Raw genomic sequence first — 25,912 nt, 5'->3', positions numbered from 1 at the left:
AACAGGCAACGATACTCTCCAGGGTTTAGATAAACTGGAGAGGGCATTGGCATGTTTAACAATGATGCATGGCTGGATCAGGTAACAGAAACAACCATTGATCCAGCGCGGGAAATTATCGATCCGCACCATCACTTGTGGCAAATCCCAGAATTACTGTATGATCTGAAAGACCTGCAGGCGGACACTGGTGCCGGTCACAACATCATTAAAACCGTATTCATGGAATGCGGCTCCAGCTATCGCTCAGATGGCCCAGAGCACATGAAGTGTGTGGGTGAAACTGAATATATCGCGGCCCGTGCCGCGCAATCAAACGCTGCTGACAACATCGAAATTGCCGGTATCATAGCTCATGCAGATTTGACAAACCCTGCGCTTGACGATGTGCTTGATGCTCACCTAGAGGCCAGCAATGGCCTGCTTCGCGGTATCCGGCACGCTGGTGCATGGAGCCCTCATCCTGAAGCACTAACAATTCCGCCGCCTGCCCCGCAGAACCTGTATGCGCAGGAAAATTTCCGCGAAGGCGTTGCAAGACTGGGCGAACGCGGTCTCACATACGACACATGGCATTATCATCCGCAAAACCTTGAATTTCAGGATTTGGCAAAAGCCGTTCCCGGTACAACTATGGTTCTGGACCACTTTGGCACACCACTTGGTGTTGGACCATATGCAGGAAAACGAGAAGAAATATTCGCGCAATGGAAAGATGATATCGCAGCCATTGCAGCCTGTCCTAATGTGGTGGCCAAACTGGGTGGCCTTGCCATGCCCGATAATGGCTTTGGCTGGATGGGACGCGAGCTGCCCCCAACGTCAGACGAGTTTGTCGAAGCACAGGCACGCTACTATCATCATGCAATCAGTTGCTTTGGCGCGGATCGCTGCATGTTTGAAAGCAACTTTCCGGTAGATCGTCTGTCAATCAACTATAATGTGCTATGGAATGGCTTGAAGAAAATCGCGAGCGGGTACAGCGAAACGGAACAAGAGATGATGTTCAAAGGTACAGCTGCCCGCGTATACCGATTATAAGGGAAAGTAACAATCATGAGCATCCTCAAATATATCGTTACATTGCTGTTTGTTATCGTCGGCTTTATTAACTTCGCTCCGTTGATGGGCGTGTTAGGACAAGCCAGACTTGAGACCCTGTATGGAGTAGAGATCAATTCACCTGACATGTTGCTGCTGCTGCGCCACCGCGCCGTTTTGTTCGGTATTGTTGGTGGGTATATTATTCTGTCCGCATTCAAACCAACGCTGCGCAAAACAGCAACAATTTTTGGTTTTTTATCCATGATCAGCTTCGTTTGGCTTTATCCGTCAAATTCACCATCAAACGCCTTACTAGACCGCGTCTTACAGATTGATGTTATAGCTATTGTCTTGCTAGCGGTTGGTTATGGTATGCATAACTTCTTTGAACGCAGCAAAACAAACACATAAGCGAATTAGTTTGCTATTGCCTGTGAACTATGATCAAAGGCGGGCATACACATCGCGCGAAGATAACGGTAACCCCGTTGGCGGCGTGTGTTTGGCGCAGCTTCAAAAGAAAACCCGCGCCCCTGGATGCCCAAGGCATCAGACATTCGGTGGCTTATCTTTGCAAGCTTCTCAGATACAAAAAGAGTTTTGAACACGTGCACAATAGGCGCGGCGGCTCTCTTGAAAGTAATTCTTTGACACAATTTAACGACCTCGGCTTATCCGAGGCTTTGCTGCGCGCGCTGACAGGCGCTGGCTACAGCACCCCTACTCCGATTCAGGAAAAAACCATACCTGTAATGCTGAAGGGACAAGACCTCATTGGTATCGCACAAACCGGCACCGGCAAAACCGCGGCTTTCGTATTGCCGATACTACAAAAAATCGGGCAGGAAACAATCAACCTGTCTGGCAAACATTGTCAGGCTTTGATTTTGGCACCAACACGCGAGCTTGCCGCTCAAATTCATGATGCTATCAAAACATACGGCGAGCATATGTATTTCACGTCTACCTTGATAACAGGGGGTGTGAAACCAGCGCCGCAGATCAGAGCAATGGCTCGCGGTGTTAACATCTTGGTTGCCACTCCTGGTCGCCTTGAAGATCATATGCAGCAAGGCGTGATTAATCTGGCTGAAACACGCACAGTCGTGTTGGACGAAGCAGACCAAATGCTGGATATGGGCTTTATTCCGGCCATTCGCCGGATCATGGCCAAGCTGCCTAAGAAGCGCCAAACTGTGCTGTTGTCTGCAACAATGCCAAAGCAAATTCGCAGCCTTTCGCATGACTTTCTGAAAAGCCCTGTTGAAATCGCCGTTGCACCAGCTTCCAAGCCAATTGAGCGTATTGAACAGAAAATTTTGTTCATGCCAAAATCAGACAAACGCGATGCCTTGATTAAGGTGCTCAATAACGAAAAGTTTGACCGCGCTATTGTCTTTACGCGCACCAAACACGGTGCCAACAAGGTTACGCGCTTTATTGAACAAGCGGGCCATACAGCTGCTGCAATCCACGGCAACAAAAGCCAAGGCGCACGTACAAAAGCGCTCAATGGCTTCAAGTCAGGTGATATCGCTGTGATGGTCGCAACCGATATAGCTGCACGCGGCATCGACATTGACGATGTATCGCTTGTGATCAACTTTGAACTACCAAACGTTCCAGAGGTATATGTGCACCGCATCGGCCGAACCGCGCGAGCAGGTAAAAGCGGTATGGCAATTTCTTTTTGTGATCCGGAAGAGCGGGAATACCTGACAGATATTGAAAAATTGACAGGCAAAGCGCTGGCTGACCGGCCTGCACTAACTGACGCGGAAAAAGTAGCCGTTGCTGCTGCCGCCAAGAAACCAGCTGGCGGACGTGGCGGACGCGGTGGCGGCGGCCGAGGTCGCGGCCAAGGTGGTCAGCGCCAAAACGAGCAAACTGGCCCCAATGCAAACGCTGCTAAGCAAGCCAACCGCAGACGTCGTCGCAATAAGTCGGCACAGGCTGATGGTGCAAACAGCAACAGTTCTGCTGGCAACCCAAATGCCTCAAATAATAATAGCAATCAGAATAAAACGAAGCGCAAGCCTCAATCCAACAGGCCTCACGGCGAGAATGCTGATCTTGCTGGACTACAGCGTTTTGTCGGCGCAAATGCCAATGCGCGCAAGCGTTCAGCGTAGGGCACACATAAAAAGACCTGCACGATTGTGCAGGTCTTTTCCTTGACAGACAAACCTATGTCTTATTGTGGCAAGCGACCAATACCACGGGCCTCAACTTTACGCGTGCGCATGTTAAAGACATCTCCAGCCTGAAGTACAAAATAAGGTTTTTCCCAAGGCTGATATTGCCGCGTATTGTCATGCACGGCAACTTTCCACGCCCCCATGACCTCAAATCGATCACCAGTTACAATAATAGCTGTACGCTCCGACAGGCCAATGCCAAGCAGATCAGGTCGGGCTTCCATAACTGGTATTATATCATCCCAGCGCACACGGGTGTTGATATGTTGATCAATGGCGGAACGACGCAAAAACTCAAACCCCTTCTGGTGATTAACTTCATCAGTCATCACGATGTTTGAGCCCTTGGTATCACCGCGCACCAAGTATTCGCCTTGAATACTTGCACCTGCTGAACTGCCGCCGACAACACCACCTCGCGCAAGCACCGCATGAAATGCGTCATACGTTTTAGTACCAGCATAGCTATCAACAATATTCCATTGACGCCCACCATTGAACCAGACAGCCGTTGCACTGCGCAGGTTTTCTATAAACGCATCAGTATCCGCTACGGCGGGGTCATGCGTGTGCAGCATAGTAACGTTTTTCAGGCCGCGTTCGCGCCAGCGCTTCAGTATATCATCTTCATTAAACACCCGAACGGAATCATCCGCATCTCGGTTTCCACCTGCCGTTGGAACAATGACAAACCGCCCATTGTCTTTGCCGCCACCAAGCGAGATAAACTTGTCCATGATTTTTGTGCCCGCAGTACCACCGCCGCCAACAATAACCAACGCGCCCTTTTGCGGACCGTAATGTGTTTTGACTGCGGCAATATCTGCCAGGTTTTCAGGCAAATCAACGCTGTACAGGTCATCATCGCCAGCTTCAGAGTTTGGCAAGTCAGCACTGAAATATAATATGCTTCCATCGTTGCTGATATAAGGTGCAAACTCAGCGTGTTCTATCGTGTTAATAGATGCATCAAATGCTTGAAAAGCTGACCAGATGCCCGCTTCTCTTACTGTGTAATAAAGATCAGGTCCTTTACCGTTCATAGTACCGGCTGCAACAATCAAATTACCGCTAGGGGCAATGGCCGGATTACTGACACGCAAGCCAGTCGGTGCAACAGGGATTTGTGATATATCGCCAAACCCGCCAGCACTGCGCTGTACCATCATCAGGTTTGCAGGGCGTGCACGCCCTTGGCCTTCACCAAAACGGGTAAAAACAGCTAGACCAGTGTCACTCTCTGAGAAGAATGTTTCAGATGCAGCGCTATTAATATCATCCGCCACATATTGCGGGGCCGACCAGTTTTCCCCAACCCGCGCAGAAAACCATGTATTGTTATCTGGTCTTGGCTCAAGGTTTTCGTCGTATGGAAGAGGCCGGTCACTACTAAAATAAAGACGATCACCGGACCTGCTGAGGAAAGGGTCAACATCACTATAGCGATCACTTGAAAAGGGCAATGGACGCGCTTCGCGCCATTCATCGTTTACTTTACGTGACATCCATATACGCCAGACACCATCTTCAGATGCCCGATTGAAATATATAGCATTGCCATCAGCACTAACCGTGGTTGCAAACTCGCGTGCAGGCGTCGAAACCACCCCCGCACCAACTATTGTTGGCACTTGCTGTGCAGACACACTAACAACCGCTAACACCCCAATAGTAATTGCCAAAGAAATGTTTCTCGCGGCACGTTTCATGATTTCCCCCTGTAATAACCTAGTATTTTCTATGCGTTGCTTGGTGAAATTACCAAACACATTTCCGTAAACACGAACTGAAGCATCAGAGTTCAACCCGACATTCGGCGCAAAGCTACTCGCTTGTATACATTATGTAATAGTGTTACATTTCTGATCAATAATGGGTTTAATGCAAAAACACAATTTTGAGTGAAAAACAGGAAAGAAAACCATGCTTTCAAACATGCTCAGGACATTAGTTGCAATTATCATAATATGTGCCGCATCATCTACCACTTTCGCCCAAGGCGAAGAACGCGTTGTCATTGATAGTGATGGTTGGAAAATAATTGGTGATCTTCATATTCCCGAAAGTAGTTCCCCGCCCCCAGTTGTCATTTTACTGCACACAATGTGGCGCGGTAACAGGCGCGTTTATGATGATTTGGCAGTTACACTCGGTGAAGCAGGTATCGCATCGCTACGCATTGATTTACGCGGTCACGGCGAAAGTATAAACAAGCGCAAGCTTCCATATGGTGAAGTTGACAATGAATTGGTATTTGACGCATGGCCGGACGTAAACGCGGCGCGAAAATTTCTACACAATCGCACTGACGTAAACACAGAAAATCTTGGTATTATTGCAGCCAGCTATAGCGGCAACCTTGCAAGCAAAGCTGGTGTGGTAGATGGTTTTGCTAGCTTTTATGTCATATTGGCTTCAGGTATTATTAGCCCCGAGTCAATGATCCGCATGCAGATGGCGGAGGTGCCATTATTGTTCGTTTGGGCCGAAGACGATCACACATGGGCGCCTAAAGCCGCTGCATTTCTAAAAATGCGCAAGTACGGCGAGATATGGACTTACCCTGAGGGCGGGCATGCAACAGCACTTTTGACATCGCAGCCCACACTTCCTGATCGTTTGATCACATGGATTTCTGGTCAGGTTTCACGTTAATTTAAGCTAAACCATCAAGGAATTACTCACCCCTAACCTCATGCTGAATTCACACTTAAAGTGTCATACATAAACTTATAGCGCCATCACAAAACTGTTGTTTGACTTTGCCCCGTCAAACCTGTCTTTTGTCACAAGTAAGTGGCCTGCCAACAGTGTAACTCGATAGAGAAACCTCAAACGGACCGAACGAAAACACTAAACGCCGAATTGAGGCTGGAGACGCGTATGGCGGAGGCGCCCAAACCTTCTGCAAAAAACAGCACAGGAACAACGTCGTCAACCATTGATGCGCCGTTTACACAAGGGTCGGTGTTTCGACATGTGATTGTCATGACGCTTACAGGCGCTGTTGGACTGATGTCTGTTTTTGCCGTTGACCTGATGGATATGTATTTTCTGAGCTTGCTCGGTGAGGCAGAACTGGCTGCTGCAATCGGCTTTGCTGGCACTATCCTGTTTTTTACTGCGTCTATTTGTATTGGTTTATCGATCGCAACAGGCGCCTTAACAGCGCGCGCTGTGGGTGCACGTGACCGAGCCAAAACCGGCTGCATTGTATTTAACACCATGGCTTTTACTGTCATGGTAACTTTCGCAGTGATGCTTATTATCTATCCGTTACTGCCAAATATTTTGACATTAATCGGTGCAAATGGCCGCACACACGAACTTGCGCTGTCCTATATGCATATTATCTTGCCAACCTTACCCTTTATGGGGCTAGGCATGGCGGCTGGTGGTGTGCTGCGGGCGCTCGGAGATGCCCGCCGCGCCATGATGGTAATGGTTACAGCGGCAGTAGTTAATGGCATTCTGGACCCGATACTGATCTTTGGTTTTGAACTTGGTCTGGAAGGCGCTGCCTACGCCTCGGCAGCTGCACGGATCGCAATGTTTGCAGCGGGCGCACGCGCCATATTCGGCGTGCACGGCCTGCGCACACGGATATGCGTTTCAGATTTTGTAGACACGCTCCGCCCTATGCTCAAGATCGCAATGCCCGCGACCATAACAAACGTAGCGACACCAATCGGAAACGCATATGTCGTGGCACTCATCGCACAGTACGGTGACAGCGTTGTGGCAGGCAATACCATTGTTGCCCGCATAACACCGGTTGCCTTTGCGCTGTTTTTCTCCATGTCGGGTTCTATCGGACCAGTGATTGGTCAAAACCTCGGTGCGCATAAATACGACCGCGTTCATGAGACGATAGCAAGCTCCCTTCGGTTTATTGCGGGCTATACAGTCGTTTTGTGGGCCGTATTTTTGCTGTGCCAGGAAATGATTGTCTCAACCTTCAGTGCAACTGGCCCGTCTGCTGATATGATCCGTACATTCTGCATCTGGGTGGTGCCACTTACTGCTTTCCTTGGCGCTCTTTTCGTCGCCAATGCGACATTTAATAATTTAGGTTATCCAGTAAGAGCCACTATTTTTAATGTCACGAAAGCCACTGCTGGCACAGTCCCATTTGCAATTGCTGGCGCCGCCATTGACGGGCCCGAAGGTGTCCTTATCGGCCAAGCTGTTGGCTCCATGATTGTTGGCATTATTGCCGTGTATGTTTGCTTTAACACAATTCAAAAAGTGGCAGACCAAGCAAATATATCGCGTGACGAGGAAGTAGCGGAGGAAGATGCAAAAGCCGCAACAGCTTCCACACCCATGATGCCGTATTCATCTGCACGGGCATTTCATGCGTCAGGTGTGCAGTGCGACACAGAAGCTGTTGACGACCCAACAGCAGATAATACTGAAGGCCTAAATAAGAAAACTTAAAACCATCTGCGTACTCTTTGGCAGTAATCTGTATACTCCTGACCAAAGCTTTTCTGCATGAAGGCTTCTTCAGATTTGATAAGTGTATTGGTTAAGCTGGCGCTCAGAGTGAAAACTATCACCGTTAATGGCCCAGGCAGCAACAATAACGTCCCCAACAAAAACAGCATGAGGCCAAGATAGATTGGGTTACGGCTAAACCGAAACGGCCCGGATTGAACAACGTGTTGCCCATCTTCACGCTCGGTTGGCACACCGATCCGCCATGCATGCCCCATATATGCCTGACAGATTATCATCAAAGCGATGCCCATTGTCATAACCACCAAACCGAACGCCTGAGGAATGAAAGCGACCACATATATGTTTTGATCAATCGCGGGATAAACAGGACGCAAAATCAAATATATATCCACAACAAGGCCAAGCACGGCAAGGCTGCGCTCCTGAAGCGTTTGTGGACGAGAAAGAAAAGACAATACTTTAACACCGTTAGCACGGTGCATATAAAAGATGCGCGCAATACCCCATAAAACAGCAACACAGATGAGGAAAACCGGCCACCATAAAGCGATGGCCATTACCAGCATCCCCAATTAAATAAGCAATAAGCGCACACGATCATATTAACCGTGTACACATCTTAATTGTTGCGCGGCGTAACGGTTAACCTGATGGTCGTCGAACGGCTACTACGCTCAATGAGAACCACCGCGACACGTGTTGGTTTATCATATGTTAGTGTTGTGTCATCAGCCTGAAATTCGCTGATTAAAGACCAGCCTTCATTTGGCATATTATCTTTAAAGAACTTAACAACCAGCTGGCTATCAGCCCGCACATCACCAATCAATTTACCATACGTGTTTTCACCCGCACCGAGGATAATGGAGCGCTTTTGATCAATCTCGGTACCTTCAGGAAAACGCACATCTCCAATAGCATCGCCTAACAACAACAACAATTCTTGCGGCGGTTCAGCACCTGTTCCCTGATAGCCCGCGACAGTTTCTGCTGCAGGCTCCTCGTTTTTATTAAATGTCTCACACCCCGAAAGCATAAAGCCGGCGCATACTATCAAAATTGACTTTAAGTTCATTTTTCGCTCTCCAATACCGGGTTTATGCACTGTATTTCCGTACATAAAACAGCGGTGCAGTTACATTCGTATTTTTCCCATATCTAGTATCAGATGTCCACAATACTCATGATGTTGTGGCAAAATTTTGTTTTTATATCACCAAACTATCACTATCGTTTATATGTATATCATAAAACACATAACCTCCTGACGGGCTTATGCTGGCGACTAACCAATATTAAAATCTCTTCATTTAGTTGATTTTTCTGCTGCTTTATACAACAACAGATATAGGACATATGTGTCTATGGGTGGTGCATGCGTAATGGAAATTTACATAGGGATAATTGGCAATGAAACGTGCCATAATCGACCTCCACCTTGAACCACGTGTTTATACGATTAACAACTTTATGTCGTCGATCGAATGCAAGAGTATTATTGCTCGTGCTAAAGCATCAAACATGGAACGTGCTGTTGTGTCAGCCGTTGGCAAAGGCGTTGTCTCGGAAGCGCGTACCAACGATGTATGTTGGGTTGAACACTATTACGATGCCGGCTTCAAACGGATTGCACAGCGTATTGCTGGTTTGGTAGGTATGCCGCTTTCCCACGCAGAGAGTTTTCAGGTTATTCGCTACGATGTCGGGACACAGTACCGCGCACATTTTGACGCTTTCGACCCAACCACAGAGTCAGGCGCTGGCAACTGGGCTTGCGGGGGCCAGCGGTTAATCACCGCTTTGGGCTACCTGAACAACGTCGAAAAAGGCGGCGATACAAGTTTCCCCAAATTAAAAACAGATATTGCACCTGAAATGGGCAAGCTGTTGGTTTTTCATAATTGCAAACCAGGTACGTTGCTGCGACATCCACTTTCGCTGCATGCTGGCACACCCGTGGAAGCTGGTGAAAAATGGGCATTCAATCTTTGGTTTCGCTCACGTAGCAGGCTTGAGCCCCCTGTGCCGCCAACGGCAAGAGAGATGGCCGAATTTGAGGCAAAGCCATGAAATCGGTCACATTTAATTCACACTGCCAAACTAGTGTGCGCACCAATAGCACTGTTTGAGTAACCACAGCGATTAGATTGACAGAACACACCCCTCTTCTTAGGGTACCGACCAAACTACACCAAAAGGCAAGTACTTCATGTTTAAGGTAAATTTCGGCAATACAGACTTGCTGACACAGCTTGATGAACGCGGATTATCGCTCAGGTTTCAAGACAACTTGGCACGCGCAACCGCTTTCGCGCAAGAAATGGTGGCAAATGGCCTACCAGCTTTTGCAAGTCAATCTGCATCATCAATTGACCTTGATGAAATGGACAGATTGGCAGACCGTATACGATCGAGCTTCAAACATTTAATCGTGCTTGGCACAGGTGGTTCAAGCCTTGGTGCCCAAGCTGCTATCGCTATTGCACGCTATTTGCCCGAGAATATCTCTGGTCAAAACACACAAATTCATACACCGGACAGCGTGTGCCCGTTTGAAATGGATCGATTGTTTGCAGGCCTAAATCCGGCGCAAACACACATTCTTGCCGTATCTAAATCAGGCACAACAGCGGAAACACTGGCGCAGCTTCTTTGTTGCCGCAGTTGGATTGAACGCGTGGGCACAAATCGTCAGATCGCTGATCATTTCACCTTTATAACTGAGCCCGGAAAACGAGCTTTAAGATCATATGCCGAAACTATCGGCGCACCCGTTATGGATCATCCAACAGATGTAGGTGGGCGTTTTAGCGTACTAACCAATGTAGGTTTGTTACCTGTTGCAGTATCCGGTCTATCAACTCGCGCTATCCGGCAAGGTGCCACGAGTGCCGTTAACGCATTTTCTACAGACTCACAAACATCTGCCGCCGTTGTTGGGGCGGCCTGCCTTTACACACTAAACCAGCATGCAGGCATCAACCAAACGCTCCTCATGCCATATGCAGAAGCGCTTCGTGCTTTCACACGCTGGCACGGCCAGCTTTGGGGTGAAAGCCTCGGCAAAGACGGCATGGGTACGACACCCATACGCGCTATTGGTCCGGTTGATCAACACAGTCAGTTGCAATTGTGGCTGGATGGTCCCAACGATAAATTTTGCACCTTCATTACGGCCCCGAGTTACGGTGCCGGGCCGCGTATTGATGCTGCTGAAGCGCATGCATACGGCCTTGATTATATGGCAGGCCTTACTATTGGCGATACTGTTACGTGCCAATCCAAAGCTACGCAGGAAACGCTTCGCAAAAAGGGACGGATGGTGCGCGAATTTGTTGTCGATGGTCTAACAGAAGAAAATATAGGTGCATTATTTGTGTCATTTATGCTGGAAACAGTGCTGACCGCCAACCTGATGGGTGTTGATGCCTACGACCAACCTGCCGTTGAAGAAGGTAAGGTTTTGACCCGCGAATATCTCGCTAAACTCGGAGACAAAGACTAATGGCACGCGCAGTAAAAAAGATTATTCTACCTGTTGCAGGTCTTGGCACACGGTTTTTGCCGGCAACCAAAGCCATCCCCAAGGAAATGCTACCTGTTTTGGACAAACCTTTAATCCAGTATGCTGTAGAAGAAGCAGTTGCGGCAGGTATCGAAGACATTATTTTGGTAACAGGTCGTAATAAACAGGTGATGGAAGATCATTTCGACCATGCTTACGAGCTTGAAAAAATCCTGCAGGAGAAAGGTAAAGACGAGGCCTTGGATATCTCCCGCTCTATGTTGCTGGAAGAAGGCCGTATTTCCTATGTCCGCCAGATGCGCCCACTTGGGTTAGGCCATGCTATTTGGTGCGCACGAAAACTGGTCGGTGATGCGCCGTTTGCTGTTGCTTTACCTGATGACTTGATCATTGGAAAACCTGGCACACTAAAACAAATGGTAGATGCCTATGATGATCTGGGCGGAAACATTATTGCAACTATGGATGTAGCGCGGGAAGACACATCAAAATACGGTGTGATTACACCTGGCGCACGCTCTGGAAACCGCGTTGCTGTAGAAGGGTTAGTTGAGAAGCCTCACCCGAATGATGCACCTTCAACGCAGGCGGTTGTTGGCCGCTATATTCTGCAACCGGAAGTGATGGAACACCTGAACAAAAAAGCGATTGGTGCTGGCGGTGAAATTCAACTGACCGACGCTATGGCAGAACTTATCGGCAATCAGCCGTTTCATGCTTTGGAATTTGAAGGGCAACGTTTTGATTGCGGCAGCAAATTTGGCTGGCTGACTGCAAACCTGACAATGGCTACTCAAGATCCCGTCATGGCAGATCAGGTACGTAAATTTATTAATTCGCAATAATGCAATGAAGGAAAATCCATTCAGATAACTAAAGCGTATAAAACTCATGACAGGGGCCGCAACGCATATTCGCGAGTTACACCAGAGTTTTTATGACTTCTGGCTAGAAAACCGCACGCCAGATGGGCGTGTGGAGGATAAAAAGATTGAGCTATCGGTTCTCAGGTCCATCGCCCCAAATATCGTAAAGATCGCCAAAACTCCCGAAGGTCCCAAATATACTATCATTGGCACAAAGGTTGTTGAGGAATATAAACAGAACTTTACAGGCCTTCTTGTGTCTGAACACCCACACGAAGTGTGCCGAAAAACATACCTTTCGATGATCAACCAGATGGAACAACAATCATCGCTTATCAATTGTCACGGCTATTTCTGTTATCCTAGCAAAAATTATCTCCGCACAATGGAAACGGCTTTTGCTTTGACAAAAGATGCAGAAATATCGGGCTATCTGGTTCTGGTAACAGTTGATCACACCAATTATGACGGTAACATGTATTTGCCGCGTGAGCCTTCAGATGTCATTGCCCATGAAGTACAGATTGAAACCCAGCAAGACTTTGACGGTATGATGAAGTCGTACCGTCAACTTTCAAAAGATGGCTAACTCAAAACGGGTACTATGACCCGTTTTCCAGAATCGGCTTCATGCGGCGTTCAACCTCTTCAGCAGAAACGTCTTCGATGTGTGTTGCAATCCACCAGCTATTCCCATCAGGATCACTAACACCACCGTGGCGATCGCCGTAAGGCATATCGGCAGGCTCCATAATACTGGAACCACCAGCAGCTAACGCTTGGGCGTAAACGGCATCAGCATCTTCAACATATATATAAAATGAACATGAGCTTATGTCCTCCTCAGAAGGTGGCTGCCCGATCATTATCATGGATGTGCCAACTTGCAGTTCAGCATTAAGAAGCCGGCCATCCGGTGCGTTCACGCGCGTTTTCACAGTCGCATCAAAAGCCTGCTCAAGGAACATAATAACCGCGCCCGAATTACGCGCCATCAGATAAGGCGTTACCGTCCCGTAGCCATCTGGAATAGGTTTAACAGTCATGATACCAGTCCTTCAGTTGATACTATTTATCTTTCTCACGGTTAAAGTCATCTTCCAAACGCACAATGTCATCTTCACCCAGGTATGAACCAGATTGAACTTCAATAAGCTTCAAGGGTATTTTACCTGGATTTTCCAACCTATGAACGGCGCCAAGCGGCAAATAAACAGACTCGTTTTCACTCATAAGAATACGTTCGTCATTGCGTGTCACAATCGCAGACCCTTCCACAATCACCCAATGCTCAGCACGGTGATGATGCTTTTGCAAGGAAAGGCGCTTACCGGGATACACTTCGATTGACTTGACCTGAAATCGCTCACCCAGCGCAAGCGTGGAATAATTGCCCCACGGCCGGTAAACAGTTGAGTGAAAATCAGCCTCCGGCCGTTTTTCCTTTTTTAAACGATCAACAATTTTCTTGATATCCTGATCGCGTTCTTTAGGTGCAACCATCACTGCATCATCAGTTGTGATAACTATAAGGTCACGTAGCCCGATACCGGCTACCAAATCCCCCTCACTACGGATAAAGCAGTTATCACTGTCTTCCAGCATCACATCACCGATAGCAACATTTCCGCGATCATCAGGCGTTTGAACATCCGCAAGTGCGGAGAAACTACCAACATCCGACCAACCAAATTCTGCAGGTACAACTGCAGCACTTTCAGTCTTTTCCATAATGGCATAATCAATCGAGTCTGCCGGAACGGCAGCAAACTCATCTTCCTGCATACGCAGGAAATTCAAATCAGGTGTCGCACCATCAAGTGCTGTGCGGCAAGCAGTAAGTATCTCTGGCTGCAAACGCTCAAATTCTTCGATAATCTTGGATGCTTTAAACATAAACATACCACTGTTCCAGCTGTATGCGCCTGCAGCCAAGTATGTTTCAGCCGTTTCAGCATCAGGTTTTTCACGGAACCCATCAATCTTGAATGCACCGTCTACACCACTTATCGCTGCACTTGACGCTATATATCCATACCCCGTGTCAGGCCGCGTTGGTGTCATGCCAAAACAACACAGATAACCAGCTTCTGCAGTTGCGGCAGCCACCTGCACAGCTTTATGAAAGCCAGGCATATCCATTATTACATGATCAGAAGGCAAAAACAGTAAAAGCTGCTCAGGGTCAGTTTCTGCGGCTCTAAGCGCCGCGACAGCAACAGCTGGCGCAGTGTTACGGCCCACCGGCTCCAAGACAACACTATCGGTGATAACACCTGCCTTTTCAGCCTGTTCATTGACGATAAAACGATGATGTTCGTTCGCAACGATTAATGCAGGTAAAAAGCCGTAAGCTTCCCCAACACGCTCCAACGTCTGAGTAAAGAGGCTTTTAGTACCAAGCATGGGAAGAAACTGTTTCGGATATTTGGAACGTGACATAGGCCACAACCGCGAGCCAGAACCACCCGACAAAATAACTGGTTTAATCGCATGTGTCATAAATCGCCATCCTTTGTCATGCGCAATCACCGCGACCCCATCACAGTTTTCACCCAACACTATAAGTAATTATTGTTTACAGGTATATTTCTATTCTCATGTTTTGAAATAACCAGTGTATGCCCGCACTTCATCCGCAGTGCCCCACGGAATATCAGTAACTTTTTCCGCGTCAATTTCGTGAGCAAGCACTGCACCAGCAAAAGCCGCCGCCATCAGCCTTAGAGAAAAATAGGGACCATCAGGCACGTTTAACGTATCAGCAGTAAGTGCCGCATTTAAACGCTGTGCCTCGACCATCAGCCATTTCGATAGTGGATAACAACCACCATACGGTGGCAGCATTAGCTGCGCGTAATCAAAAGCCATATCTGTCTTTTGCAGTTTGATATTATGAGCTGAGCATGGGCGTAATATCAACTCATCAATATCAGTAATAATTTTCAGTGTTTGTTCATCTTCAGGTTTACGCCACAAGAAAATCAGGCGCGCCAACAACTGCTTGGCCTTTACACGGTCTGAAAAAGCAAACGCAGCATCCAGTTGCAAACGCAATTGCACATCATCGCGAGAAACCAATGCTTCCTCAAATGGAATAACTGGTTCAGCCCTATATGGTTTAGGTCGCAAACTGCCATGCACCGCGATGCGGCGTTCAGTGGTGTTTCGGCTCATCGTCAGCCGAATCCAAAACGCCCCCTTAGGCGAAATAAAATAACAGGGTTGATCAACAGTATTATCCGCTGGATCTGCGAAAAGATTGTGAGTGTGGTCATTACTATCGGCAATTAGCTCACGACCAAACAAAGTGTAATACTGCGCAGATACGGTTACCGCACCCCGCTCCGAATAAGAATGCTGTGTGATCACTTGCAGTGAAATTGAGAGCACCGCAGCCTCGTCTGGGGCGCGCGTCATCAGCTTGAAGGGGCGCTTAGTCAGCAAAAGTGTTGTTTTCCTGAAAAAATCAAAAACCTGCAATCTGGCCAAAAGCAATTTCACACGCGGTAATGACTTAACATCTGAAGACAACCCCAAATCATCTGACGCCAACAATTCCTCTTTATCAAGAGAATGAGCAGGTATCACACTATCCTCTGTTGGAAGCTGGCTATTCGCTGTTTTGTTATTTGTCGCTAAAGTCACGACCGATCTCTTAATGCTCTGAAAAACGCCTGAGATATTACATGTGGCTGATTAACCTCAGCCCACTTTGCAAGCGCGGACGGCGTTGTTGCGTTATCACCAGCTTCAAGCGCACGCATGACCGCCTGTCCTATACTTGATCGGTCTTTAGGGTTAAAACCAATCACACCGGCTTCGGCCCCGCTCATCGCAGGGACCAGAATATCCGGGACAACCGACGGACAGCCAAAGGTGGCAGCGGTCGCCGCAACACCAGAATTTAGCCCAACATCATAGGGACAAACGGCAACATCCACGGCGCGAAATAATATGGGCACAAGCTGATCATCGATGTGGCTATCAAGCAAAGTAACCATTGGGTTTTTAGCAACACGCTCGTAAACCTCTTCCATATACGCTGCGTGGGCCGGTGCACCTGTAATAAACACGCGCAAGCGTTCCCCAACAGCCGCTTCTATAGCGCTCAATTCATCAAGCAATTGATTGGTACCCTTTTGTGGCCCCATCGAGCCAAACAACAGCAATACCTTTTCACTAGGCGAAATACCCAGCTTAAATCGCGCCTGACGTCGCGACATAAAATCACCGTAAACACCCCTGTAGGAAGGGTGTGGCACCATAAAAACCTTTTTGCTCTCTATAGGGTAATACTGCGCGCACACTTCGCGGGTTGCCGGGTTCATAATATGCACATGGTCTGCACGTGCGCTCAGTCCCGCTCGCAATTCTATTTCCTCTTCAGGGAACCTGCTCTCATGGGAAATCAAATTATGCACAGTCCATATGGTCTGAATGCCGGCTTCTTTTTGTGCGTCGATAGTTGCCAGAAACTGCTTGGCAGCATTAGAAGCCTCACTTCGATCTTCCGCACCGTCAAATGCACGGTGCACCCAGTGATAATGCACATAAAGAGGTGTATCATCAAAAGTTTGCACCACTTCATCCTGTGAGCGCACAGGGAAACAGGCAAAGCCCTGATCAAGACCTGCTGTATACAACATATCCTGAAACGGATTGCGCTGCACTTGCGGGTAAAACCCCAATATGCGCGCATCAGCATCCGCAACACCTGCTGCATGCAACGCAAGCTGCGCATCAATACATGATTCTTCAAAAGAACGCATTACTGGATGCTTCATATGAGCCTGTTTTTGCAAACTAGTATTTCCCCTATTACGCACCCTACAAAAGATATAAACACGGCTTTCAAATACTGCGTTCTTTTAATATAAAAGACAAAGACGGCGTTACCAGTTCTAATTTACCGGAATTATTGATGAAAATCGAAGAGTTGCCACTGCAAGGCGCATATATCCTGACACCTCAGCGTTTTGGCGATGAGCGTGGTTTCTTTTCTGAGACATACAATAAAGCTGCTTTCGACGAAGTTGTGCCAGATATTGAATTTGTTCAAGACAATCACTCTATGTCACGTGATGTTGGCGTTTTACGTGGCTTGCACTTTCAATTACCACCCGACGGGCAAGGCAAATTGGTGCGTGTGCCACGTGGTCGTGTGCTTGATGTTATTGTTGATCTACGTGTAGGTTCGCCCACATACGGTGACCACGCTGCAGTAGAACTTAGTGGTGAAAACTGGTCGCAGCTATGGGTGCCGGTTGGTTTTGCTCATGGTTTTTGTACATTGGAACCTAATACTGAATTTTGCTATAAGGTCACCTCATTATATGCCCCGCAATCCGATAGCGGTATTGCATTCAATGACGCAGACTTGGGCATCAAGTGGCCACTTCCGGAAAATGAGCTAATTCTGTCTGACAAAGACAAGGCGCAACAGAATTTCAAAGACTTCAAGTCACCATTCAAATACGAAAAAGGCATATCCTGATGAAAATACTTGTTACAGGCGGTGCTGGATTTATCGGCTCGGCAGTATGTCGGTATCTCGTTAAAGAGCTCGGTCACACGGCTATTAATGTCGACAAGCTCACATATGCCGGCAATTTGGAGACACTGAAAGAGATTGAAGACAGCCCTCATTATCATTTTGAGAAAGTTGATATCTGTGACCGTACCGCGCTTGATGCGGTTTTTGCCAAACACAATCCCGATGGTGTCATGCACTTGGCAGCCGAGAGCCATGTTGATCGCTCTATCACCGGTGCTGGCGAATTTATTCAAACCAATATTGTCGGTACGTTCCATATGCTCGAGGCAGCGCGTGCTTACTGGCTATCGCTTGAAAACAGCGCTAAGGAAGCTTTCAGGTTCCTGCATGTTTCTACTGACGAAGTATATGGCTCACTGGGTGCAGAAGGGCTTTTCCACGAAACAACAGCATATGACCCAAGCTCGCCCTATTCTGCCTCCAAAGCATCCGCAGACCATCTGGCATGCGCATGGGTTGAAACATATGGCTTCCCTGCGGTTATTTCCAATTGCTCTAACAATTACGGGCCATACCATCTGCCGGAGAAACTGATCCCGCTCATGATCCTTAATGCACTTGATGGCAAACCATTGCCTGTTTACGGCGATGGGTCCAATGTACGTGACTGGCTTTATGTTGACGACCATGCAAAGGCGCTTTTCACGATCTTAACCAAAGGGCGTATCGGTGAAAAATACAACGTAGGTGGCAGAAACGAACGCACAAACCTTGAAGTCGTTGAACGTATTTGCACCATTCTTGACGAGCTGCGCCCGACAGACAAGCCATACAAAGATCAGATCACTTACGTTACGGACAGGCCTGGTCATGATGCGCGGTATGCGATTGATGCAACAAAGCTTGAAGATGAGCTCGGCTGGAAAGCTGAAGAAAACTTTGAAAGTGGTATCCGTAAAACTATCGAGTGGTATCTGGACAATGCCTGGTGGTGGCAACCGCTTCGCCAACACGCAGAAGAACGCAAGGGCGTGTTAAAGTCTTGAATGGTAGCAACCAAAAATCAGCAATCTTTGTGGCCGGTAACAATGGTCAAGTTGCACTTTCACTGAAAGAAGCCGCTAAAGCACGCAACTTGCCGCTTGAAACACATGGTCGGCCTGAATTTGATCTTAGTAAGACAGCCGCACTGACAGGTCTTATTGCAGAGCAAAACCCCGCCGCTATCGTTAATGCCGCCGCATACACGGCTGTTGATAACGCTGAAAACGAAGAAGAGCTTGCCTTTGCAATAAACGCGGCTGGCGCAGAAGCTCTGGCTGCCATCGCATACAAGCTTGATATTCCGTTCATCCACATATCAACCGACTATGTTTTTGATGGCTTGAAAATAGCGCCTTATAATGAAGACGATGTGACAGAACCAACAGGTGCTTACGGCCGGTCCAAGCTTGAAGGCGAACGGCTTGTTATGGCTGCAAATCCAAACGCCGTTATTCTGCGCACCGCTTGGGTATACAGTCCTTTTGGCAAGAATTTTCTTAAAACCATGCTATCGCTTGCAAGCCGTGAAAGTCTCGGCGTCGTTGCAGACCAAATCGGCAACCCAACCTATGCGCCGGATATCGCCACCGCAGTTCTTGATATATTGCAAATGATACAAAGCCTGGATGATCCATCATCGCTTGGCGGCATATACCATATGACAGGCACAGGCAGCACAAGTTGGCATGGTTTTGCAGTGGCTATTTTTGACACAATATCTGCTATAGGTCTGGCAAAACCAGTGGTTAACGCCATTACAACTGCAGACTATCCAACGCCGGCCGAGAGGCCTGCAAATTCAAGGCTGGACTGCAGCAAGCTGGAAGCAACTTTCTCGGTAAAGTTACCTGACTGGAAAACCAGCACAGCAATATGTGTCAAACGACTTTCAGAAATGAACCAGCTAGGCTAATCTGCCACAAAGAATACTGAACAAAATTCAACAAAGCATACGGACGGGAACTTTCATGAAAGGCATTATTCTAGCAGGCGGACTTGGCACGCGGCTTTACCCTATTACCAAATCTATCTCGAAACAGTTATTACCGGTGTATGATAAGCCGATGATATACTACCCGCTTACCACCTTAATGTTGGCAGGTATTCGTGAAATTCTAATCATCAGCTCCCCGCACCACCTGCCGCTTTATCAAGACCTTCTGGGTGACGGATCGCAGTGGGGAATTGAGCTTCAGTATGCAGAACAGCCCGAACCTGGTGGATTAGCGCAAGCCTTCCTGATCGGGGAGCAATTTATTGCGGGCGAACCCTGTGCGCTGGCACTTGGCGATAATATTTTCTATGCCGCTGGTTTCACGCAGTATCTGCAACAAGCAGGTAATGTGACAGACGGTGCCTATGTATTCGCTTATCCCGTTGGCAACCCAACTGATTTCGGTGTTGTAGAAATGGACAAGCAAGGCCGTGCAATTTCGATCGAAGAGAAACCCACGGAACCCAAAAGTAATCTGGCTGTAACAGGCTTATATTTCTATGACCGTGACGTTGTCGATATCGCAAAATCGATTAAACCATCTGCGCGCGGCGAGCTTGAAATTACAACAGTGAATGATGTGTATCTGCAGCGCGGCACATTGAATGTGATCAAGTTACTGCGCGGCACCGCATGGCTTGACACTGGAACAGTAGACAGCTTGTTGCAGGCAAGCCAGTTTGTACAAACGGTTGAAGCGCGACAAGCCGTTAAAATTGCATGCCCTGAAGAGGTTGCATGGCGATCTGGATACATCACAGCAGATGCACTTGCTGCAATGGCTGACAGCTACAAAAACAGCTACGGCGAATACCTGACATCTGTACTGAAATACGGAGACAGCGGCAGTTAATCTGCCGCTTACCATTCAATGGCCTTCTGGTTTCGCAAGAAAAAACAACAATGCTCTGGCACCGATGCTCGGTTCCTGATCTTGCTTTGCCTTGGCCGCGAACCATACATGGACGCAGAGTGCGACGTATATACGGACATGAGCGTGTTTGGGGCAACGAAACGCCTGTTTGCCAGCCGCCCTTTCGGACAAACATTGTTTGATGTATTTGCGCTTAATAAAGGCACGATGTGCACTGCATTAAGCGACGAGCAAACACGTGTCATCTCATCAGGCCTTGCTCATCATTTCGGTATCAACCAAATGGGCAAAGCCGCCAAGCGCTGGCCAGACTGCCTGCAGTTGGCACTCTCTAATCGTCGTGTTCAAAAGGCTTTTTTATCCGAACACAGTCCCGACCGGCTTCAGTTTCTGCAAGATCAGCTAGAGCGTTTCACAAGTAACAGTGAAAGTACTTTTATAGGCGCAGTGCACCAAACAACAGGGCCGCAGGTGCGCGGAATAGCATTGCGTAACGGCGACAGTACTCCGCTAAAACTGGATTTCTACATAAACGGTATTGCAGCAGGCTGTGCACTGGCAGATCAGATAAACCGTGAAGTTGGTGAACATACATCATCTAGCGGTCTGGTTGCCTTTGAGCATACGCTTGATATCGCTGAAGCAATGGACAACCTGAAAGACGCTGTTCTGCATGTGTTTGACCACCACACAGGCACGCTGGTTTGTCCACCAAAAGAGATATGCCTCAAACCGCAATACGGCGCGGCATTGCTGGCCCGAACGGCTCATATTGTTGAAGAACTGCAAAATGCGGCTCAAACCAGTGACAACACAGAGATTTTGCCGGCTCTTAATGCATTAAGAAATCGGTTGCCTGCGCTGGAGCAATTATCAACATTCTCACTTGACCAATATGATCTTTACCAACAGATCTATTCAGTTGGCATGCCCCCTGCCCGCACACAAAACCATGATGTAAATATTGGTATCATCATTGAAGACAATGACCCGAATACCGCAAATCAGATCCGTGCCAGCCTTACTGCACAAAGCCATAAAAAATTTACTGTGCTTAACGCTGCTCCAAAAAACCCTACAAGCTTTGATTTACTGATCACACTCACGGCAGGTGATATACTCGACCCAAATGCGCTTGCGTGGTTTGCTGCCACATCAAATGCCCACCCTGATGCGATGATTATTCGCGCAAGCTCTGATGTGATAGATGCTGAGGGTACACATAGTAATCCTCATTTTATCTGGCAATTTGACCCATTACTTTTAGCGCAAAACCCTGCATACGCTCATGCATTCGCCGTCAAACCCGGTGCACTGGGCGACGAAACCATCAAACCAGCAACATTATGGCAAAAAGTGTACGACACATTTGGTGACAAAGGGTTTGCCGTCATTGATGCGCCGATCTGGTCACATGCAACAGCACCGGAAGACATAATAAACCCACTTCCGCTAAAGGCGCCTTTAGCGGGTAATAAACTAGCCATCATCATTCCAACCAAAGATGCTTTAGAGCTGCTTAAACCTTGCGTTGAAAGCTTGCTGAACACACTGGCACACACGGTTGATACTGAAATTATCATTGTTGATAACAACAGTGAGGCAAGTGAGACCAAGCAATGGTTTGCAGAAATAGAACAAAACGCCAGCAAAATGGCACCAACCATAAGGGTTGTTGAAGACACGCAACCTTTTAACTGGGCTAGCATAAACAACAACGCCGCAGCACAAACAGATGCCGATTACTTATTGTTTTTAAACAACGACACCCTTGCAATAGACAAGGGCTGGGACAGCAGCCTGCGCAGCCTACTTGAGATGGATGGCACCGGCATTGTTGGTGCCAAGCTTCTGTATGAAGATGATACCATTCAACATGCAGGCGTAATCCTGGAGAACAACGGTTTGGCTGTACACGAAGGTGCAGGCGAAACCTCAACTGATACTGGTTATGCAAACCGCAACAAACTGACACGGCGCTGTAGTGCCGTGACAGGTGCATTCCTTGCTTGCACAAAAGAAAACTTTGACGCCGTTGGTGGGTACGACGGCGAAAAGTTCGCTGTTACCTTCAACGATATTGATTTTTGCCTCACAATGAATGCCGCAGGACACCAATGTATCTACAGTCCGCTAATAACCTTCTATCATCTGGAGTCTAAAACACGTGGGTATGACGGTGTTTCAACGGAAAAAGCGGCGCGTGCCAAAGCGGAGCACGAAACACTGCGAACAAAGTGGCAAGCCACCATTCCTGATGATCCATGGTACCCTGCTGTTTTTAACGACACTGAAGGTAAACCTTTTACATTGCTGCGCACACCAAAACGCAACCAGTAAATCAGATAATATAAAGTAAACGGTGCCTCTTGCGATTGACAGCGCTGATCCATATAAGAATGACGCATGCTGGCAATCTAAAGATCACAACAAACAAGCACACTAAAGCAGATATTTGTAACCATGAAAAAGCTCAAGAACATTGCCAAAGCTGCACCGGGTGCTGAAAAACGCCTTCGCAGAGCAGTAATGGACACGGGGCTGTTTTTACCAGAATGGTACAAGAGCAAATATCCCGATGTCGTCCATGCAGGCATGGATCCACTTGAGCATTATATCAAATACGGCGATAAAGCCGGTCGATTACCAAACCCGTATTTTGAGCCCAACTATTATCGCCGTGTCGCACCGGGTGCTGCCAAAAGCAATGAACCCGCATTATTACATTATGCAGCACGTGGCTGGATGAATGGGCGCAACCCATCACCGCAATTTTCATTGAAACTATACCGCGTGCATTATAGCGATACATGTGCTGTAAATTCTGATCCCTTGCTGCATTATCTATCGCAAGGGCAATATGTTGGCCGTGTGCCATTTGCTGTTGCGCTGGAGGCTGAAGACAAAGCCACACTCGTAAACGATATGGTGATCATTAACCAAAGTGGCCTGTTTAAAGGTGACTGGTACAAAAGCCAATATGCAGACTTGTGGCAAACCAGCATGGAGCCACTTTATCATTTTGTGCGTCATGGCTGGCGCGAAAACAGAAAGCCAAATCCGGCCTTCGATACCAAATGGTATAAAGATACATACTTTGAGCAACTAAAGGGTGCTAACCCACTTGTGCATTACATCACGCAAGGTGTTGCGCTTGGTAATGATCCGTCAAAAACTTTCAGTGTTCAAAAATACCGCGAACAACATGCCGAACTGGCTGACAAAGATGCAGACCCTTTGCTGCATTATTTAAATGACGGCATAACACGCGGCGAAAAACCACCGCGCGACATGCAAGGCAACATCGGCAAAGTGGTTGCTGGCAGCAAGCTGCCCGTCTCGCCTAACATGCGCACCATTTCAAAGTTTCAGTCCGTTAAGCTGTCACCGGTTTCATCTGACTTTGACCCTGAACATCTGAACATTCACTGGATTATTCCTGACTTTACCGCTGGCGGCGGCGGTCATATGACTATTTTCCGTATGATCCACTTTCTTGAGGTGGCAGGTCACCGGCAAACGATATGGATCAACAATCCGAGCCTACATAAAACGCCGAATGAAGCTTATGAAACCATCCTCAAACATTTCCAGCATTTTGCAGGCGACGTGCGCTTCATAGACGACAGCTTCAAAGATATTCAAGGCGACGCTGTGATAGCAACAGACTGCTGGACTGTTGCGCCTGCACTTGCTGTTGCTGGCGTTCATCGCAGATTTTACTTCGTGCAGGACTATGAGCCCAGCTTTCATGCCATGGGCGCAAATTATCTTGTTGCAGAACAAACCTACCACGAAGACCTGGACTGTATATGTGCCGGCCCCTGGCTTTCTCAATTAATGACAGAAAAATTTGATCGCTGGGCGCGCCACTTCTGGCTCGCTGCTGACACACGTATCTACAACACGGAGAATGCTAACCGGGACAATAAGGTGCCTCGTATCGCCGTGTATGCGCGCCATTTCACAGAACGCCGCGCCGTAGAGCTTGCGTTTCTCGCACTCGAAACTCTAGCAAATAATGGGCATACCTTTGCTGTTGATTTCTTCGGTGCACCATTGTCGTTTTCATCTGCACCGTTTGAATTTATTGACCACGGTGTGGCAAGCTCTCAAGAGCTAGCTGCCATATTCAATAGCGCCGATATCGGCCTTGTGTTTTCTGCCACTAATTATTCTTTAGTGCCGCAAGAAATGATGGCAAGTGGTTTACCGATTGTAGAATTGGACGGTGAAAGCACACGCGCGATCTTCCCTGAAGATACGGTTACGTTTGCCAAACCCCATCCGGACCATATTGCTAATGCAATCGCGGAGCTGCTTGGCTCAGCCGAGCTGCGCGCAAATCAAGCTACTGCTGCGGCAGAATGGGTGAAAGGTTTTTCATGGGCAAACTCCGCACGTCTCGTTGAAGAAGCACTGGTTGAAAGCCTGAACGAGCACGCTACACCGCGCAAACGTGAAGCCGAAGATACTAGCACATTCAAAGCCTCTGTCGTTATACCGACCTATAACGCTGGGGTCGGTTTCAAAGCTGTGCTTGATGCCGTTCTCGCACAAAAATGCCCATGGCCCTTCGAAGTGTTAGTGATCGATAGCGGTTCCACCGATGAAACGCTGGATATCGTGTGTGCTATCCCCTCTGTGAAGCTTCATCAAATTGATAGTAAAACATTTGATCACGGCGAGACGCGCAACCTCGGTGTGTCGCTGACAAGCGGTGAATTTATTGCGTTCCTGACCCACGATGCACTGCCATTTAATGATCGCTGGCTACATAATCTGGTAACAGCGGTTGAACGCAGGCCAGATGCCGCTGGTGCTTTTGGCAAGCACCTAGCTTACAATCAAGCCTCACCTTTTACTAAGCGTGACCTTAACGCACATTTCGAACAATTTATGCATCAACAGCTTTATGTTGGCGCCGCAACTGATCAAAAACGTTATGACAGCGGTGATGAACAATGGCGTCAAATGTTGCATTTCTACAGCGACAACAACAGCTGCATGCGCCGAAGCGTATGGGAGAAAATTCCATACAGAAAAACTGCATTCGGTGAAGACCAGCTATGGGCTGACGACATCATCAAAGCGGGATACACCAAAGCATACGCACCGCAAGCAACCGTGTTCCATTCTCATGATTATGACACAGAAGAAACCTTTGAACGCTGCAAAACAGAAAGTGCATTCTTCAAACATTTCTTTGGATATATCCTTATCAAGGACGAAGACACACTTGCTCAAACAATTGCAGATGTGAACCGCGCGGATACAGACTGGGCCAAGGAAAACGGTGTTGCCGAAGAAGATTTAGCGATCAGGCTTTCACTTAATGAAGCGCGACTAAAAGGTTACCTGGCAGGTGCGGCCTGCGACACCAGCGAGATGTTTTAGATTAACCA

General features: G+C 47.8%; 23 protein-coding genes. 15 read left to right on the top strand and 8 right to left on the bottom strand.

From position 1 onward, the window contains the following. Nucleotides 1–51 precede the first annotated feature (51 nt). Both OEU88_RS07685 and OEU88_RS07680 read left to right on the top strand, forming a co-directional pair. The gene (locus OEU88_RS07685) at nucleotides 52–1,041 is read left to right on the top strand and encodes an amidohydrolase family protein (RefSeq protein WP_262694563.1); all 990 of its coding nucleotides are present in this window, start codon (nucleotides 52–54) and stop codon (nucleotides 1,039–1,041) included. A gap of 15 nt (nucleotides 1,042–1,056) precedes the next feature. Further along, nucleotides 1,057–1,455, top strand: coding sequence for a hypothetical protein (locus OEU88_RS07680; RefSeq protein ID WP_262694562.1), 399 nt, complete (start codon nucleotides 1,057–1,059; stop codon nucleotides 1,453–1,455). Nucleotides 1,456–1,460: 5 nt separating this feature from the next. On the opposite strand, the gene OEU88_RS07675 is transcribed toward OEU88_RS07680, so the two are convergent. Beyond that, nucleotides 1,461–1,601: a hypothetical protein gene (locus tag OEU88_RS07675; RefSeq protein ID WP_262694561.1), complete on the bottom strand. Its 141-nt coding sequence runs from the start codon at nucleotides 1,599–1,601 to the stop codon at nucleotides 1,461–1,463. A gap of 51 nt (nucleotides 1,602–1,652) precedes the next feature. Here OEU88_RS07675 and OEU88_RS07670 point away from each other — a divergent pair, with 51 nt between their 5' ends. Next, complete coding sequence (locus OEU88_RS07670; RefSeq protein ID WP_262694560.1) at nucleotides 1,653–3,176, top strand: DEAD/DEAH box helicase; 1,524 nt, start codon at nucleotides 1,653–1,655, stop codon at nucleotides 3,174–3,176. A 62-nt stretch (nucleotides 3,177–3,238) separates the two neighbouring features. Here the strand turns inward: OEU88_RS07670 and OEU88_RS07665 are convergent, their stop codons facing one another. Beyond that, nucleotides 3,239–4,951, bottom strand: a complete 1,713-nt coding sequence (locus tag OEU88_RS07665; protein ID WP_262694559.1) for a Type 1 glutamine amidotransferase-like domain-containing protein — start codon at nucleotides 4,949–4,951, stop codon at nucleotides 3,239–3,241. 214 nt (nucleotides 4,952–5,165) lie between these two features. Here OEU88_RS07665 and OEU88_RS07660 point away from each other — a divergent pair, with 214 nt between their 5' ends. Both OEU88_RS07660 and OEU88_RS07655 read left to right on the top strand, forming a co-directional pair. After that, nucleotides 5,166–5,897 carry an alpha/beta hydrolase gene (locus OEU88_RS07660; RefSeq protein ID WP_262694558.1) on the top strand — a complete coding sequence of 244 codons (732 nt, stop codon included), beginning with the start codon at nucleotides 5,166–5,168 and terminating at the stop codon, nucleotides 5,895–5,897. Between the two features lie 228 nt (nucleotides 5,898–6,125). Beyond that, the gene (locus OEU88_RS07655; protein ID WP_262694557.1) at nucleotides 6,126–7,682 is read left to right on the top strand and encodes an MATE family efflux transporter; all 1,557 of its coding nucleotides are present in this window, start codon (nucleotides 6,126–6,128) and stop codon (nucleotides 7,680–7,682) included. On the opposite strand, the gene OEU88_RS07650 is transcribed toward OEU88_RS07655, so the two are convergent. Together OEU88_RS07650 and OEU88_RS07645 are read right to left on the bottom strand one after the other, a co-directional pair. Next, complete coding sequence (locus OEU88_RS07650) at nucleotides 7,679–8,263, bottom strand: methyltransferase family protein (RefSeq protein ID WP_262694556.1); 585 nt, start codon at nucleotides 8,261–8,263, stop codon at nucleotides 7,679–7,681. The two genes, OEU88_RS07655 and OEU88_RS07650, sit on opposite strands and share 4 nt — an antisense overlap. 62 nt (nucleotides 8,264–8,325) lie before the next feature. Then, nucleotides 8,326–8,781 carry a hypothetical protein gene (locus OEU88_RS07645; RefSeq protein ID WP_262694555.1) on the bottom strand — a complete coding sequence of 152 codons (456 nt, stop codon included), beginning with the start codon at nucleotides 8,779–8,781 and terminating at the stop codon, nucleotides 8,326–8,328. Between the two features lie 335 nt (nucleotides 8,782–9,116). On the opposite strand from OEU88_RS07645, the gene OEU88_RS07640 reads away from it, so the two are divergent. The 4 genes from OEU88_RS07640 (at nucleotide 9,117) to OEU88_RS07625 (ending at nucleotide 12,687) form a co-directional block, all read left to right on the top strand. Further along, on the top strand, nucleotides 9,117–9,776 hold the full coding sequence (locus tag OEU88_RS07640; RefSeq protein WP_262694554.1) for a 2OG-Fe(II) oxygenase: 660 nt from the start codon (nucleotides 9,117–9,119) through the stop codon (nucleotides 9,774–9,776). A gap of 139 nt (nucleotides 9,777–9,915) precedes the next feature. Next, nucleotides 9,916–11,211, top strand: a complete 1,296-nt coding sequence (locus OEU88_RS07635; protein WP_262694553.1) for a hypothetical protein — start codon at nucleotides 9,916–9,918, stop codon at nucleotides 11,209–11,211. Next, nucleotides 11,211–12,077, top strand: a complete 867-nt coding sequence (gene galU, locus OEU88_RS07630) for a UTP--glucose-1-phosphate uridylyltransferase GalU (RefSeq protein WP_262694552.1) — start codon at nucleotides 11,211–11,213, stop codon at nucleotides 12,075–12,077. Before OEU88_RS07635 ends, galU begins: the two co-directional genes overlap by 1 nt. Nucleotides 12,078–12,123: 46 nt before the next feature. Next, nucleotides 12,124–12,687 (top strand): hypothetical protein, encoded by a 564-nt coding sequence (locus OEU88_RS07625; protein ID WP_262694551.1) that lies wholly within the window; start codon nucleotides 12,124–12,126, stop codon nucleotides 12,685–12,687. Nucleotides 12,688–12,700: 13 nt separating this feature from the next. Here the strand turns inward: OEU88_RS07625 and OEU88_RS07620 are convergent, their stop codons facing one another. The 4 genes from OEU88_RS07620 to OEU88_RS07605 all read right to left on the bottom strand — a co-directional run bounded on the left by OEU88_RS07620 (nucleotide 12,701) and on the right by OEU88_RS07605 (nucleotide 16,885). After that, nucleotides 12,701–13,144, bottom strand: a complete 444-nt coding sequence (locus tag OEU88_RS07620; protein ID WP_262694550.1) for a VOC family protein — start codon at nucleotides 13,142–13,144, stop codon at nucleotides 12,701–12,703. 22 nt (nucleotides 13,145–13,166) lie between these two features. Beyond that, nucleotides 13,167–14,600, bottom strand: a complete 1,434-nt coding sequence (locus tag OEU88_RS07615) for a mannose-1-phosphate guanylyltransferase/mannose-6-phosphate isomerase (RefSeq protein WP_262694549.1) — start codon at nucleotides 14,598–14,600, stop codon at nucleotides 13,167–13,169. Between the two features lie 96 nt (nucleotides 14,601–14,696). Further along, nucleotides 14,697–15,746: a hypothetical protein gene (locus OEU88_RS07610; protein WP_262694548.1), complete on the bottom strand. Its 1,050-nt coding sequence runs from the start codon at nucleotides 15,744–15,746 to the stop codon at nucleotides 14,697–14,699. Next, on the bottom strand, nucleotides 15,743–16,885 hold the full coding sequence (locus OEU88_RS07605; RefSeq protein WP_262694547.1) for a glycosyltransferase: 1,143 nt from the start codon (nucleotides 16,883–16,885) through the stop codon (nucleotides 15,743–15,745). Before OEU88_RS07605 ends, OEU88_RS07610 begins: the two co-directional genes overlap by 4 nt. A 137-nt stretch (nucleotides 16,886–17,022) precedes the next feature. On the opposite strand from OEU88_RS07605, the gene rfbC reads away from it, so the two are divergent. From rfbC to OEU88_RS07575, 6 genes are all read left to right on the top strand, one after another. After that, on the top strand, nucleotides 17,023–17,595 hold the full coding sequence (gene rfbC / locus OEU88_RS07600; protein ID WP_262694546.1) for a dTDP-4-dehydrorhamnose 3,5-epimerase: 573 nt from the start codon (nucleotides 17,023–17,025) through the stop codon (nucleotides 17,593–17,595). Next, a complete protein-coding gene (rfbB, locus tag OEU88_RS07595) occupies nucleotides 17,595–18,641 on the top strand; it encodes a dTDP-glucose 4,6-dehydratase (protein WP_262694545.1) in 1,047 nt (348 codons plus the stop codon). Before rfbC ends, rfbB begins: the two co-directional genes overlap by 1 nt. Beyond that, nucleotides 18,638–19,552 carry a dTDP-4-dehydrorhamnose reductase gene (gene rfbD / locus OEU88_RS07590; RefSeq protein WP_262694544.1) on the top strand — a complete coding sequence of 305 codons (915 nt, stop codon included), beginning with the start codon at nucleotides 18,638–18,640 and terminating at the stop codon, nucleotides 19,550–19,552. Before rfbB ends, rfbD begins: the two co-directional genes overlap by 4 nt. A gap of 55 nt (nucleotides 19,553–19,607) precedes the next feature. After that, nucleotides 19,608–20,486 (top strand): glucose-1-phosphate thymidylyltransferase RfbA, encoded by an 879-nt coding sequence (gene rfbA, locus OEU88_RS07585; protein ID WP_262694543.1) that lies wholly within the window; start codon nucleotides 19,608–19,610, stop codon nucleotides 20,484–20,486. A 108-nt stretch (nucleotides 20,487–20,594) separates the two neighbouring features. Continuing rightward, nucleotides 20,595–22,847 (top strand): glycosyltransferase, encoded by a 2,253-nt coding sequence (locus OEU88_RS07580; protein WP_262694542.1) that lies wholly within the window; start codon nucleotides 20,595–20,597, stop codon nucleotides 22,845–22,847. 123 nt (nucleotides 22,848–22,970) lie between these two features. Continuing rightward, entirely contained in the window at nucleotides 22,971–25,904 is a 2,934-nt protein-coding gene (locus OEU88_RS07575; protein WP_262694541.1) for a rhamnosyltransferase WsaF family glycosyltransferase, read from the top strand. Nucleotides 25,905–25,912: the final 8 nt, after the last annotated feature.

It is taken from the genome of Kordiimonas aquimaris (assembly GCF_025574485.1).
GTDB classification, from domain to species: domain Bacteria; phylum Pseudomonadota; class Alphaproteobacteria; order Sphingomonadales; family Kordiimonadaceae; genus Kordiimonas; species Kordiimonas aquimaris.
The sequence above is the reverse complement of the archived record's forward strand: the minus strand, read 5'-3'. Positions and strand labels throughout refer to the sequence as shown.

Bases quoted from the DNA above. Each gene is read 5' to 3' on its own strand.
- rfbB (WP_262694545.1), top strand. From the start codon at position 17,595: ATGAAAATACTTGTTACAGGCGGTGCTGGATTTATCGGCTCGGCAGTA.
- rfbC (WP_262694546.1), top strand. From the start codon at position 17,023: ATGAAAATCGAAGAGTTGCCACTGCAAGGCGCATATATCCTGACACCT.
- OEU88_RS07645 (WP_262694555.1), bottom strand. From the start codon at position 8,781: ATGAACTTAAAGTCAATTTTGATAGTATGCGCCGGCTTTATGCTTTCG.
- OEU88_RS07605 (WP_262694547.1), bottom strand. From the start codon at position 16,885: ATGAAGCATCCAGTAATGCGTTCTTTTGAAGAATCATGTATTGATGCG.
- OEU88_RS07650 (WP_262694556.1), bottom strand. From the start codon at position 8,263: ATGGCCATCGCTTTATGGTGGCCGGTTTTCCTCATCTGTGTTGCTGTT.
- OEU88_RS07655 (WP_262694557.1), top strand. From the start codon at position 6,126: ATGGCGGAGGCGCCCAAACCTTCTGCAAAAAACAGCACAGGAACAACG.
- OEU88_RS07660 (WP_262694558.1), top strand. From the start codon at position 5,166: ATGCTTTCAAACATGCTCAGGACATTAGTTGCAATTATCATAATATGT.
- OEU88_RS07620 (WP_262694550.1), bottom strand. From the start codon at position 13,144: ATGACTGTTAAACCTATTCCAGATGGCTACGGGACGGTAACGCCTTAT.
- OEU88_RS07615 (WP_262694549.1), bottom strand. From the start codon at position 14,600: ATGACACATGCGATTAAACCAGTTATTTTGTCGGGTGGTTCTGGCTCG.
- OEU88_RS07625 (WP_262694551.1), top strand. From the start codon at position 12,124: ATGACAGGGGCCGCAACGCATATTCGCGAGTTACACCAGAGTTTTTAT.
- OEU88_RS07635 (WP_262694553.1), top strand. From the start codon at position 9,916: ATGTTTAAGGTAAATTTCGGCAATACAGACTTGCTGACACAGCTTGAT.
- rfbA (WP_262694543.1), top strand. From the start codon at position 19,608: ATGAAAGGCATTATTCTAGCAGGCGGACTTGGCACGCGGCTTTACCCT.
- OEU88_RS07665 (WP_262694559.1), bottom strand. From the start codon at position 4,951: ATGAAACGTGCCGCGAGAAACATTTCTTTGGCAATTACTATTGGGGTG.
- OEU88_RS07680 (WP_262694562.1), top strand. From the start codon at position 1,057: ATGAGCATCCTCAAATATATCGTTACATTGCTGTTTGTTATCGTCGGC.
- OEU88_RS07675 (WP_262694561.1), bottom strand. From the start codon at position 1,601: ATGTCTGATGCCTTGGGCATCCAGGGGCGCGGGTTTTCTTTTGAAGCT.
- OEU88_RS07575 (WP_262694541.1), top strand. From the start codon at position 22,971: ATGAAAAAGCTCAAGAACATTGCCAAAGCTGCACCGGGTGCTGAAAAA.
- galU (WP_262694552.1), top strand. From the start codon at position 11,211: ATGGCACGCGCAGTAAAAAAGATTATTCTACCTGTTGCAGGTCTTGGC.
- OEU88_RS07640 (WP_262694554.1), top strand. From the start codon at position 9,117: ATGAAACGTGCCATAATCGACCTCCACCTTGAACCACGTGTTTATACG.
- OEU88_RS07685 (WP_262694563.1), top strand. From the start codon at position 52: ATGTTTAACAATGATGCATGGCTGGATCAGGTAACAGAAACAACCATT.
- OEU88_RS07580 (WP_262694542.1), top strand. From the start codon at position 20,595: ATGGACGCAGAGTGCGACGTATATACGGACATGAGCGTGTTTGGGGCA.